12 protein-coding genes are annotated in these 12,176 nt (G+C 64.5%); 9 read left to right on the forward strand and 3 right to left on the reverse strand.

Annotation, left to right across the window (positions count from 1 at the left end):
- Nucleotides 1–9 precede the first annotated feature (9 nt).
- Both GWG65_RS01055 and GWG65_RS01060 read right to left on the reverse strand, forming a co-directional pair.
- The gene (locus GWG65_RS01055; RefSeq protein ID WP_275193431.1) at nt 10–1,260 is read right to left on the reverse strand and encodes a Zn-dependent hydrolase; all 1,251 of its coding nucleotides are present in this window, start codon (nt 1,258–1,260) and stop codon (nt 10–12) included.
- Between the two features lie 32 nt (nt 1,261–1,292).
- Nucleotides 1,293–2,210, reverse strand: coding sequence for a LysR family transcriptional regulator (locus tag GWG65_RS01060; protein WP_275193432.1), 918 nt, complete (start codon nt 2,208–2,210; stop codon nt 1,293–1,295).
- A gap of 119 nt (nt 2,211–2,329) precedes the next feature.
- Here GWG65_RS01060 and GWG65_RS01065 point away from each other — a divergent pair, with 119 nt between their 5' ends.
- The 6 genes from GWG65_RS01065 to GWG65_RS01090 all read left to right on the forward strand — a co-directional run bounded on the left by GWG65_RS01065 (nt 2,330) and on the right by GWG65_RS01090 (nt 8,103).
- Nucleotides 2,330–3,145 (forward strand): putative hydro-lyase, encoded by an 816-nt coding sequence (locus GWG65_RS01065; protein ID WP_275193433.1) that lies wholly within the window; start codon nt 2,330–2,332, stop codon nt 3,143–3,145.
- A gap of 88 nt (nt 3,146–3,233) precedes the next feature.
- The gene (locus tag GWG65_RS01070; protein ID WP_275193434.1) at nt 3,234–4,478 is read left to right on the forward strand and encodes an ABC transporter substrate-binding protein; all 1,245 of its coding nucleotides are present in this window, start codon (nt 3,234–3,236) and stop codon (nt 4,476–4,478) included.
- Between the two features lie 392 nt (nt 4,479–4,870).
- Nucleotides 4,871–5,704 carry a branched-chain amino acid ABC transporter permease gene (locus GWG65_RS01075; RefSeq protein WP_275193561.1) on the forward strand — a complete coding sequence of 278 codons (834 nt, stop codon included), beginning with the start codon at nt 4,871–4,873 and terminating at the stop codon, nt 5,702–5,704.
- On the forward strand, nt 5,704–6,687 hold the full coding sequence (locus GWG65_RS01080; RefSeq protein WP_275193435.1) for a branched-chain amino acid ABC transporter permease: 984 nt from the start codon (nt 5,704–5,706) through the stop codon (nt 6,685–6,687). Before GWG65_RS01075 ends, GWG65_RS01080 begins: the two co-directional genes overlap by 1 nt.
- Nucleotides 6,684–7,415 (forward strand): ABC transporter ATP-binding protein, encoded by a 732-nt coding sequence (locus GWG65_RS01085; protein ID WP_275193436.1) that lies wholly within the window; start codon nt 6,684–6,686, stop codon nt 7,413–7,415. Before GWG65_RS01080 ends, GWG65_RS01085 begins: the two co-directional genes overlap by 4 nt.
- Nucleotides 7,399–8,103 carry an ABC transporter ATP-binding protein gene (locus GWG65_RS01090; RefSeq protein ID WP_275193437.1) on the forward strand — a complete coding sequence of 235 codons (705 nt, stop codon included), beginning with the start codon at nt 7,399–7,401 and terminating at the stop codon, nt 8,101–8,103. The genes GWG65_RS01085 and GWG65_RS01090 overlap by 17 nt, the downstream gene beginning before the upstream one ends.
- A gap of 177 nt (nt 8,104–8,280) precedes the next feature.
- On the opposite strand, the gene GWG65_RS01095 is transcribed toward GWG65_RS01090, so the two are convergent.
- Entirely contained in the window at nt 8,281–8,946 is a 666-nt protein-coding gene (locus tag GWG65_RS01095) for an aldolase (RefSeq protein ID WP_275193438.1), read from the reverse strand.
- Between the two features lie 96 nt (nt 8,947–9,042).
- On the opposite strand from GWG65_RS01095, the gene ltnD reads away from it, so the two are divergent.
- The 3 genes from ltnD to otnK are packed head-to-tail and all read left to right on the forward strand — an operon-like array spanning nt 9,043 to nt 12,039.
- Nucleotides 9,043–9,969 (forward strand): L-threonate dehydrogenase, encoded by a 927-nt coding sequence (gene ltnD, locus GWG65_RS01100; protein ID WP_275193562.1) that lies wholly within the window; start codon nt 9,043–9,045, stop codon nt 9,967–9,969.
- A gap of 13 nt (nt 9,970–9,982) precedes the next feature.
- Complete coding sequence (otnI, locus tag GWG65_RS01105; RefSeq protein WP_275193439.1) at nt 9,983–10,765, forward strand: 2-oxo-tetronate isomerase; 783 nt, start codon at nt 9,983–9,985, stop codon at nt 10,763–10,765.
- Nucleotides 10,762–12,039 carry a 3-oxo-tetronate kinase gene (gene otnK, locus GWG65_RS01110; protein WP_275193440.1) on the forward strand — a complete coding sequence of 426 codons (1,278 nt, stop codon included), beginning with the start codon at nt 10,762–10,764 and terminating at the stop codon, nt 12,037–12,039. The genes otnI and otnK overlap by 4 nt, the downstream gene beginning before the upstream one ends.
- The last annotated feature ends 137 nt before the right edge of the window (nt 12,040–12,176 follow it).

Below are 12,176 nucleotides of genomic sequence, written 5' to 3' on the forward strand. Positions count from 1 at the left end.
TCTCTCCGATCAGGACGCGACGCCGGCGATCGCCAGCACGGTATGCATCAACACATTGGTGCCCGCGGCGCAGTCGGGCTGCGTCGCATCCTCCAGCTCGTTGTGGCTGATGCCGTCCTTGCAGGGCACGAATACCATGGCGGCCGGCATGATGGTGTTGAGGTTGCAGGCGTCGTGGCCGGCGCCGGAGGTGATGCGGCGCGAGGAATAGCCGAGCGTCTTCGCCGCATTCTCGACCGCCGCAATGAGCTTGGGATCAAAGTGTGTCGGCGGCTTGCGCCAGACCAGGTCGATGGTCACCTCGACCTTGCGGCGCGCGGCGATCTCGGCGATGGCCGCGCGCAGGTCGCGATCGAGCGCATCCATGATTGCGCCATCCGCGCTGCGGCAATCCATCGTGAAGGCGATCTCGCCGGGAATGACGTTGCGCGAGGGATTTGCGATCACGGCCTCGCCGATGGTGCCGACCGCGTTCGGCCCATGCTTCTTCGCAATGCTCTCCATCGCCAGCACGATCTCCGACAGCGTCGCCAGCGCATCGCGCCGCAGCGGCATCGGCGTTGAACCTGCGTGGCTCTCGAAGCCGGAAATCTTGCCGTCGTACCAGAGCACGCCCTGGCCGGAATCGACCACGCCGATGGTCTTACCTTCGGCTTCCAGAATGGGACCCTGCTCGATGTGCAGCTCGACGAAGCAGCCGAGCTTCTGGAAGCCGACCGGCTTGTCGCCGCGATAGCCGATGCCGTCGAGCGCCTGGCCCACGGTCGTGCCCTCGGCGTCCTTGCGCGACAAAATGTCGTCGGTGGTGAAGTCGCCGACATAGGCGGCGGAGGCCATCATCGCAGGCGCGAAGCGCGAGCCTTCCTCATTGGTCCAGTTGACGACGCAGATCGGCGCCTCGGTCTCGATTCCGGCGTCGTTGAGCGTGCGGATCACTTCGAGCGCGCCGAGCGTTCCCAGAATGCCGTCATACTTTCCGCCGGTCGGCTGCGTATCGAGATGCGAGCCGATGCCGACCGGCAGCTTCGACGTGTTCCGTCCCTTGCGCAAGCCGAACTGAGAGCCGAGCGCATCGACATGCACCTCCAGGCCGGCGTCCTCGCAAGCCTTGCGAAACCAGTCGCGCACCTGCTTGTCCTCGGCGCTCAAGGTCAGTCGCCGCACGCCGCCTTTAGCTGTCGCGCCGAATTGCGCGGTCTCGTGAATGGAGCCCCAGAGGCGGGCGGAATCGATTTGCAGGTTGGTGGCGGCTCGGCTCATGCGGTCAGTCTCTCAATTGTCCGGCGTCTTTTTCAATGACGCGCTGGCGCGGGCTCGTCAACCGCGAGGCTGCTCTGCGCAATCTGCCGTGCAAGCTCGGCGACGCGCTCCACCGCCACGACGTCGGGCGAGGCGAGCCAGCTCGCCGTGAACGTCAGCGGTGCGATGTTCAGATCCGTATCAAGCAGTTGCAGCCGCCCGTCCGCGAGCTCGTTCTCGACGATGGCGTTGGGGATCACGGCGATGCCAAGTCCCTCGATCGCCATGTGAATGACGGTCGCAAGCGAAGCGGAGGCGTGCAGGCGGATCGGCGGCAGCTCGGGCCGGTCGAACACCTCGCGCACGACCTCGTAGGGCCTGGTCTTGCGCGGGAAGGTGATGATCGGAAACCGCGCCAGCTCCGCCCGAGTGACCGGTCCATCGCCAAGTCCGAGCGAGGGGCTTGCGAGCAGGCCAATGGGATAATCCGCCAGCACGCGGTTATGTACGCCGGAGGCCGACAGCGGTCCCACCACAAATGCAAGCTCGATCTCCTGCGCGAGCAGGCGTGCGGTGAGGTTCGGCGTGATGTCGACCTCGATCTCGAGCGACAGGTTGGGATAGACTTCGTTCATGCTCTTGACGAGCCGCGGCAGCCAAGTATGCACGATGGTCTCGGCGACGCCGAGCCGCATCACGCCGCGCATCGCCGAGCGATCGCCGACCTCGGCCACCATTGCGGCGCGCAGGCCAATCAGCTTCTCCGCATAGACCATCATCTGCCGGCCGCTCGGCGTCGGCGAGGCCACGCGATGGTCGCGGTTGAGGAGCTTCACGCCCATCTCGCGCTCCAGTTGGGCGATACGCTGCGAGATCGCGGGCTGGGTCGTATTGAGCCTTTGTGCAGCGCCACGAAAGCTGCCGAGCTTCACAACCCAGAGGAACGTCTCGATCGATCTGAAGTCCAGCATTGGAAGGATTTTCCCGATCGATAAGGCATATTTATCGATATTGATTAGAAACGAAGATTAGACTTTATAGCACGCCTGGTGTTGGCTGTCTTTGTCGAGTTTGTAGGCAGGTCGATCACATGACTGTTTTGGTGGCAGCGCAGCAAACTCAAACGCCCGACACCCTCCCGAGCCGCCAGGCGCGGCTTGCTTATCGAGGTGGTCAGGTCGGCTCGACCGCTGGTGTCGCCCCCGGCTTCGTCCAGGGCAATTTGGCGATCTTGCCGGCGGAATATGCCAGCGCCTTTCACCGTTTCTGCCAGCTCAATCCGAAACCGTGCCCGATCATCGGTATGTCCGACGTCGGCAGCCCCCACATTCCCTCGCTCGGCGCCGATCTCGACATTCGCACCGACGTGCCGCGCTACCGCGTCTGGCGCGACGGCGAGGTCGTCGACGAGCCGACCGACGTGACGAAGCATTGGCGGGACGATCTCGTCACCTTCGTGCTTGGCTGCTCGTTCTCATTCGAAGAGGCTCTGCTCGACGAGGGCATGCCGATCCGCCACATCGAGCAGAACGTGCGCGTGCCGATGTACCGCACCAACATCGCGTGCGGCGAGTCCGGTCCGTTCGCCGGTCCGATGGTGGTGTCGATGCGCCCGTTCAAGGCGGCGGATGTGATCCGCGCGGTGCAGATCACCTCTCGCTATCCCGCCGTGCACGGCGCGCCGGTGCATCTGGGCCATCCCCACCTGATCGGCATCAAGGACATTGCCAAGCCCGACTATGGCGATCCGGTGCCGGTCGCCGACGACGAGATTCCGGTGTTCTGGGCGTGCGGCGTCACGCCGCAATCGGTGATTAACGCCGCCAAGCTGCCATTCGCGATCACGCATTCGCCGGGCTTGATGCTGGTGACGGATCTCAAGAACAGGAACATGGCCGTGATTTAGCGGGCAGGATTTGCTGCTTCTTCGGGCTTTACTGCATCCATCGATCGCTTCATTCGATCAATCAAATTAAGTAACAGGGGACTTTGCCATGACGATCTCTCGCCGCGACGTGTTGTTAGGTGCCACCGCCACTGCCGCGCTGGTACCGTTGGCGGCCCGTGCGCAGACCTCGGAAGTCGTGATCGGCGTCATCTATCCTTTCTCCGGCGGCAGCGCCCAGCAGGGTGTCGACGCGCAGAAGGCCTATGAGACCGCGCTCGAGGTCATCAACAAGAACACCGATTTCGACCTGCCGCTGGCGAAGGGCGAAGGCCTGCCGGGCCTTGGCGGCGCCAAGATCCGCCTCGTGTTCGCCGACCACCAGGCCGATCCGCAGAAGGGCCGCGCCGAGGCCGAACGCCTGATCACGCAGGAGAAGGTTTCCGCCATCATCGGCACCTACCAGAGCGCGGTCGCGGTCACCGTCAGCCAGATCTGCGAACGCTACCAGATCCCATTCGTGTCCGCCGACAACTCGTCGCCAAGCCTGCATCGCCGCGGTCTCAAATATTACTTCCGCGCCTCCCCGCACGACGAGATGTACTCGGCCGCGATGTTCGACTTCTTCGACGCCATGAAGAAGAAGGGCACCAAGATCGAGACGCTATCGCTGTTCCACGAGGACACCATCTTCGGCACCGATTCCGCCAACGCCCAGGCCAAGATCGCCGGCGAGCGCGGCTACAAGATCGTTACCGACATCAAGTACCGCGCCAACTCGCCGTCGCTCTCCGCCGAGGTGCAGCAGATCAAGACCTCCAATGCCGACGTGCTGATGCCGTCGAGCTACACCACCGACGGGATCCTGCTGGTCAAGACCATGGCCGAGCTCGGCTACAAGCCGAACGCGATCGTGGCGCAGGATGCCGGCTTCTCCGAGAAAGCGCTCTACGACGCCGTCGGCGACAAGCTCGAAGGCGTGATCTCGCGCGGCACCTTCTCGCTCGACCTCGCGCAGAAGCGCCCGATGGTCGGCAAGATCAACGAGATGTTCAAGGCGAAATCGGGCAAGGATTTCAACGATCTCACCTCGCGCCAGTTCATGGGCCTGATCATCCTGGCCGATGCGATCAACCGCGCCAAGTCGGCCGATGGCGAGAAGATCCGCGATGCGCTGGCGGCGACCGACATCCCGGGCGAGCAGACCATCATGCCCTGGAAGCGCGTCAAGTTCGACGAGACGGGCCAGAACAACGACGCCGATCCGGTGCTGCTGCAATATGTCGGCGGCAAGTTCGTCACCATCTTCCCGCCGCAAGCCGCGATCGCCGATGCGATCTGGCCGATGAAGTAAGCGGCGCGCAGGGCAGGTGGGGGACCAAATACTGTGACAGCCGAGAGGACCGAACTGCTTCACCGCATCGTCATTGCGAGCGTAGCGAAGCAATCCAGGAATGTATCCGCGGAGACAGTCTGGATTGCTTCGTCGCATCAGCGCAAAATTGCTTCGCAATTTTGTCGCGAGCTCCTCGCCATGACGGATGCCGTAGCTCCCGCCCTCATCCCTGCGCAACGGCGAAGCCGTTGTCGCCGGAGGAGCGGGCGCAGCCCGCGTCTCGAAGGACGATGGCGGGCCCATCCTTCGAGACGCGCGCTGGGGCGCGCTCCTCAGGATAAGGGCGTATTGCGGGGGACAACCTTTTGACAGCCCAAGCCATAATCCAAAGTCTCGCGAGTGGCCTGCTGATGGGCCTGCTCTACGGACTGATCGCCGTCGGCCTCGCGCTGATCTTCGGCCTGATGGACGTCGTGAACTTCGCCCATGGCGAGTTTCTGATGATCGCCATGTACGTCAGCTTCTTCCTGTTTGCGTTCTTCGCCATCGACCCGCTGCTGTCGGCGCCGCTGGTCGCCGCGACACTCTTCGTGTTCGGGGCGGTGGTCTATCTGTTGATCGTACGCTTCGCCATGCGGGCAAAGGCCAATGCCGGCATGGTCCAGATCTTCTCGACCTTCGGCCTGGCCATCGTGATGCGCGGGCTGGCGCAGTTCTTCTTTACGCCGGACTACCGCAGCATTCCGCAGTCTTGGCTTGGCGGCAAAACCATCTCGGTCGCCGGCGTCTTCCTGCCGGAGCCGCAACTGATCGGCGCGCTGGTCTCGATTCTCGCCTTTGCTGGCCTCTACTTCTTCATCCACCGCACCGACTTTGGCCGCGCGCTGGAAGCGACGCGTGAAGACCCTGGCGCGGTGGCGCTGGTCGGCATCGACAAGAACCGCGTATTCGCGCTGGGCTGGGGCCTCGGCGCCGCGCTAGTCGGTCTCGCGGGCGCGATCATGGCGAGCTTCTTCTATATCTATCCCGACGTCGGCGCGTCCTTTGCGCTGATCGCCTATGTCACGGTTGCGCTCGGCGGCTTCGGCAGCGTGTTCGGCGCCTTCGCCGGCGGCATCGTCGTCGGCCTCGTCGAAGCCACCACCGCGCTGGTGCTGCCACCCTCGCTGAAATCGGTCGGCATCTACGCCGTGTACCTGCTGGTCGTCTTCATCCGGCCGCGCGGCCTGTTCGGGCAGATGTGATGGACAAGAATTTTGCCGCGCGGCGCCGCCGCGACCTGATCATCGCCGCGGTGCTGGCCGCACTGGCCGCGCTCGCGCCGCTGTTCGTGAAGGACGTCTACGTCCAGAATATCCTGATCCTGACCTTGATGTATGCGGCGCTGTCACAGAGCTGGAACGTCCTGTCCGGCTATTGCGGACAGATCTCGCTCGGCCACGCGCTCTATTTCGGCATCGGCGCCTACACCACCGAGCTCCTGTTCACCAAGTTCGGCGTGCTGCCCTGGTTCGGCATGCTTGGCGGAGGCGTGATTGCGGCCTTGATCGCAATGGGGCTCGGTTATCCCTTCTTCCGCTTGCGCGGCCATTACTTCGTGATCGCGACTATCGTCATCGCGGAGATCGGGCTGCTCTTGTTCCAGAACTGGGAATGGGCGGGGGCCGCGATGGGAATTACCATTCCGGTGCGCGGCGACAGCTGGCTGAAATTCCAGTTCATGCGCAGCAAACTGCCGTACTTCTATTTCGCGCTGGTGCTGTGTTGTCTCGCCTGGTTCGTTACCTGGTGGCTCGAAGACTCCAAATGGGGTTTTTGGTGGCGCGCGGTGAAGGACAATCCGGAAGCTGCCGAGAGCCTCGGCGTCGTCGTGTTCAACTCGAAGATGGGCGCGGCTGCCGTCTCAGCTTTTCTCGTTGCCATCGGCGGCGCCTTCTATGCGCAGTTTCTCGCCTATATCGATCCTGAGAGCGTGATGGGCTTCCAGTTCTCGCTGCTGATGGCGCTGCCGGCCGTGCTCGGCGGCATCGGCACCCTCTGGGGCCCGGTGCTGGGGGCGGCTATCCTGATCCCGATGACGGAGCTGACGCGCTCCTATATCGGCGGGTCTGGCCGCGGCGTCGATCTCATCGTCTACGGCACGTTGATCGTGTTGATCTCGCTCGCCTTGCCGCAAGGCCTGGTGAGCCTGTTCTCGCGCGCGAAGTCGAAGGGAGCCACACGATGACCGCGCTCCTTGAAACCCGCGGCGTCTGGCAGCGCTTCGGCGGCCTTGTCGCCAACAGCGACGTCTCGATCTCGGTCGGGCGCGGCGAAATCGTCGGGCTGATTGGGCCGAACGGCGCCGGCAAGTCGACGCTGTTCAATCTCATCGCCGGCGTGCTGCCGCCGACCCAGGGCTCGATCTGGTTCGACGGCGAGGATGTCACCAAAATGCCGGCGGCCGAGCGCTGTCAGCGCGGCGTCGGGCGAACTTTCCAGGTCGTCAAGAGCTTTGAGACCATGACCGTCATCGACAACGTCATCGTCGGCGCACTGGTGCGCAACACCGTGATGCGCGAAGCGCGCCGCAAGGCGCACGAGGTGTTGGAGTTCACCGGCCTTGCCGCCCGCGCCGACGTGCTCGCGAGCGACCTCGTGCCGGCCGAGAAGCGCCGCCTCGAAGTCGCGCGCGCGCTCGCGACCGAACCAAAGTTGCTGCTGCTCGACGAAGTCCTCACCGGCCTGACGCCGACCGAGGCGCAGACCGGCGTTGCGCTGGTGCGCAAGGTCCGCGATGCCGGCATCACCGTGCTGATGGTCGAGCATGTCATGGAGATCGTGATGCCGCTGGTCGACCGCGCCATCGTGCTCGACCTCGGCAAGGTGCTGGTCGAGGGCAAGCCCACTGAGGTCGTCCGCGATCCCAAGGTGATCAGCGCATATCTGGGAGATCGTCATGCTGTCGGTGCATGAAGTCACGACTGCCTATCAGGGCCTGGTCGCGATCTCCGCGGTCAGCATCGAGGTCGCCAAGGGCGAGATCGTCTGCGTGGCCGGCGCCAACGGCGCAGGCAAGTCGACGCTGCTCAAATCCATCGCGGGGGCCGAGCGTCCGCGCTCGGGCACGGTGACGTTCGACGGCAAACGCCTCGACGGCATGGCGCAGCATCACGTCACGGCCACCGGCATCGCCTATGTGCCGGAGAACCGCCGCCTGTTCCCGCGTCTCTCCGTGCGCGACAATCTCCGGCTCGGCAGCTATCTCTACCGTGGCGAGGCGAACCGCGAAGAGCCGCTCGATCTCGTCTTCACGCTGTTTCCGCGCCTGTCCGAGCGCCTGGAGCAACGCGCCGAAACGCTCTCCGGCGGCGAGCAGCAGATGCTCGCCATCGGTCGCGCCTTGATGACGCGGCCGCGGCTGCTGATGCTGGACGAGCCCTCCCAGGGCATCATGCCAAAGCTGGTCGACGAGATCTTTCAGGCGGTCAAACGCATCCGCGACGCCGGCATGACCGTGCTGATCGTCGAGCAGCGCATGGCCGAATGCCTCGAGATCGCCGACCGCGCCTACATCCTGCAAACCGGCCGCGTGCTGATGCAGGGCGCGGCGAGCGAGATCAGGGGCAACCCGGACGTGCGCAAGGCGTATCTGGGGCTGTAGGCAAAGTGTTTGGCAGGCGCGCGCCACACTCTCAGTGTCATCGCCCGAGAAGGCGGGCGATCCAGTAATCCGAGACGTCAGTGGGACGCGGAGAAGCCGCGGCGTACTGGATTCCCCGCCTTCGCGGGGAATGACGGCGGCGAATGGGGCGACTCTATCCCGCCCGTGACCGCGCCGCTAATGCCCATGCTCCGGCAGCGCCACGCCAAACACCTTCACCAGATCCTTGATTTGCTCAGGCGAAAGATAGCGCGGGTTCAGCCCGCGCAGCAACAGGTACAGCTTCGCCGTCTCCTCCAGCTCCTCCGTCGCGAACACCGCGGCCTCCAGCGTGTCGCCGGCGACCACCGGGCCGTGATTGGCGAGCAGTACGGATGAGTATTTCCCCGCCAGCCCCTTGATCGCATCGGCGACCGCGGGATCACCGGGGCGGTAATAGGGCACGAGCGCTGTCCGCCCGCATTTCATCAGATAGTAGGCCGTCATCGGCGGCAGCGCGGCGCGCGGGTCAATCTCCGGCAGCATCGAGAGCGCAACCGAATGGGTGGAGTGCAGATGCACGATCGCGCGTGCACTGCCGCGCGTCTCATAGAGCGCGGTGTGCAGCGGAACTTCCTTGGTCGGGGCATCGCCCGAGATCAGCCGGCCGCACTCGTCTAGCCGCGACAGCCGAGCCGGATCGAGGAAGCCGAACGAGGCGTTGGTCGGCGTCACCAGCCAGCCGCCGCCCTCCAGCCTGACGCTGATATTGCCGGAGGAGCCAGGCGTCAGCCCGCGCTCGAACAGGGAACGCCCGAAGCGGCAGATGTCCTCGCGAAGCCGTGTCTCGCTCATGGCCGTCATGCCTGCTTGTCTCACGCTTTGGCAGCGCGGCCAAGCCGTGTTATTCGATGCCACGAGCTGCCGCAAAGGGCGGCCGTCCGGGAAACGTTCGTAAGGATCAGCCGCATGTCCGCCTCCGCGTCACAAGATCAGCGCATCGCCGTCATCGGGCTCGGCTCGATGGGCTTTGGGATGGCGACCTCGCTGAAAAAGACCGGCTTTGCCGTCACCGGCTGTGACGTCTCGACCGATGCGGTGGCGCGCTTCGTCAAGGACGGCGGTGCCGGCGCCAAAACGCCGGCCGAGGCGGCCAAGGACGCCGACGTCGTGGTCAGCGTCGTCGTGAATGCCGCGCAGACCGAAGCGGTCCTGTTCGGCAAGGATGGTGCCGCCGAGACCATGCCGAAGGACAGCGTCTTCATTTCCTCTGCCACCATGGATCCCGACGTGGCGCGCCGCCTCGCCAAACAGCTGGAGGCGACCGGCCGGCATTACCTCGATGCACCGATCTCCGGCGGCGCGCAGCGCGCCGCGCAGGGCGAGCTGACGATCCTCGCTTCCGGCAGTGCGGCTGCCTTTTCGAAAGCGCGCCCCGCGCTCGATGCGATGGCAGCCAAGCTCTACGAGCTCGGCGATGCGGCGGGGCAGGGCGCTGCATTCAAGATGATCAATCAGTTGCTTGCGGGCGTACATATCGCCGCCGCCTCGGAGGCGATCGCCTTCGCCGCCAAGCAGGGTCTCGACATCCGCAAGGTCTATGAGGTGATCACGGCGTCCGCCGGCAATTCCTGGATGTTCGAGAACCGCATGCCGCACGTGCTCGACGGCGACTATACGCCGCGCAGTGCGGTCGAGATCTTCGTCAAGGACCTCGGCATCATCCAGGACATGGCGCGGACAGCCAGATTCCCGGTGCCGGTCTCGGCTGCGGCCCTCCAGATGTTCCTGATGACGTCAGCCGCCGGCATGGGCCGCGATGATGACGCGTCCGTGGCGCGGATGTATGCGCAAGTCACCGGCGTCAAGCTGCCCGGCGACAAATAAGGAAGAGGATCCAATGCCCCGTTTCGCCGCCAACCTCTCGATGATGTTCACCGAGGTGCCGTTCCTCGACCGCTTTGATGCAGCAGCCGAAGCCGGCTTCACCGCCGTCGAATTTCTCTTTCCGTACGAGCATCCGGCCGAGGCGGTCGGCGAGCGGCTGAAGCGCAACGGCCTCACGCAAGCCTTGTTCAACCTGCCGCCGGGCGACTGGAATGCCGGCGAGAAGGGGTTTGCCGCGCTGCCGGCGCGCTTTTCCGATCTCAAGACGAGCCTCGAGACCGCGCTGCCTTACGCCAAGGCCACCGGGGTCAAGCGCCTGCATCTGATGGCCGGCATCGCCAATCGCGGCGAACGCGTCGCGATCGAGGCGTTCTACAAGTCGGTGGCGTGGACCGCAGAGTTCTTCGGACCGCACGGCATCGATATCGTGCTCGAGCCGATCAATGCGCGCAACGTGCCCGGCTACTTCCTCAACGATTTCGGCTTCGCGCGCGACCTGATCCACGAGCTGAGGCTTCCGAACCTGAAGCTGCAGTTTGATATCTATCACTGCCAGATCATCCATGGCGATGTCACCATGCGGCTGCGCGAGATGATGCCGATCATCGGCCACATCCAGATCGCCAGCATTCCCTCGCGCAATGAGCCCGATGGCGAGGAGCTGAACTATCCGTTCCTGTTCGCCGAACTCGACCGGCTCGGCTATGCCGGCTTCGTCGGTTGCGAATACAATCCGCGCGGCAAGACCACCGATGGTCTTGCCTGGTTCAAGCCGTATGCGGGAGTAAAGCCGTGACACTTGCGTTGGGCTGCATCGCCGACGACTACACCGGCGCTTCCGATCTCGCCAACACGCTGACGCGCGCGGGCCTGCGCACGGTGCAGACCATCGGCGTGCCCGCGGACGATCTCGCGCTGCCCGAGGTCGACGCGGTCGTCGTTTCGCTCAAGAGCCGCTCGATCGAGGCAGGGCTTGCCGTGTTGCGCTCGCGCGCGGCGGAAACATGGCTGCGCGGTCGCGGCGCGGGCCACGTGCTGTTCAAGATCTGCTCGACCTTCGATTCCACCGATGCCGGCAACATCGGCCCGGTGATGGACGCGCTGCGCGCCGATTGCGGCGAGGCCATCGTGCTGGTGACGCCGGCCTTCCCGGAGACCGGCCGCACCGTCTACCAGGGCAATCTGTTCGTCGGCGCGGTGCCGCTGAACGAGAGCCCGCTGAAGGACCATCCGCTCAACCCGATGCGTGATTCCAATCTGGTGCGCGTGCTGGCTCGGCAGAGCAAGACGCAAATCGGGCTCGTCGACCTCGCGACCGTCACGCGCGGAGCGGCTGCCGTGCGGGCGCGCCTTGCGGAATTGTCGGGCAAGGGCATCGGCGCCGCCATTATCGACGCCGTGTTCGATCGCGACCTCGAGACCATCGGCCTTGTCGCGGCCGAGCGCCGGCTGTCTGTCGGCGCTTCCGGCATTGGTTTGGGGCTGGCGCGGGCGCTGGTCTCGACAGGCAAGGTCAAGTCGACAGCGGCAAGCAGCGGGGCGGGGGCAGCGGTCGGCGGACCGGCGGCCTGCCTTGCCGGAAGCTGCTCGCAGGCCACGCTTCAGCAGATCGCCAATGCCGAACGCGTCATGCCGGTGCTTCATCTCGATCCGGACGGTATTATTACGGCGCCGGGCGAGGCGCAGCGCGCGCTGGACTGGGCCAGGCCGCGAGTAGTCGATGGTCCGGTCCTGATCGCATCGAGTTCGACGCCGGATCAGGTCGCAGCGCTTCAGGCGCGCCACGGCCGCGACGCTGTCGGTCATGCCGTCGAGCAGGCGATGGCTGATATCGCCGAAGGCCTGGTGCAGGCTGGCGTCAGGCGCCTGATCGTTGCTGGCGGGGAAACGTCCGGTGCGGTGGTCGATCGGCTGAGGATTCCCGGCTTTCTCGTAGGAGTAGAAATCGCTGCAGGCGTCCCAGTGCTGCGCGTGGTCGGTGCTGAACAAGGCGACATGTTGCTTGCTTTGAAGTCCGGAAATTTCGGTGGCACCGATTTCTTTTCGGATGCGCTTACGCTCATGCGCTGAGCGCAGAGCATTCTTAGCGCCATGTTCATTTGTTTCGGGCTTCCGTACTCGTACGGAGTCGTGGTTAACATCTGCTCAGGTGCTCTGTTGTCTGATGTCGGCGCTGCTCCCTTTGTTTGATTCGTAAAACTTCCGGA

Source organism: Bradyrhizobium sp. CSA207, from assembly GCF_029051685.1.
Classification (GTDB): Bacteria; Pseudomonadota; Alphaproteobacteria; order Rhizobiales; family Xanthobacteraceae; genus Bradyrhizobium.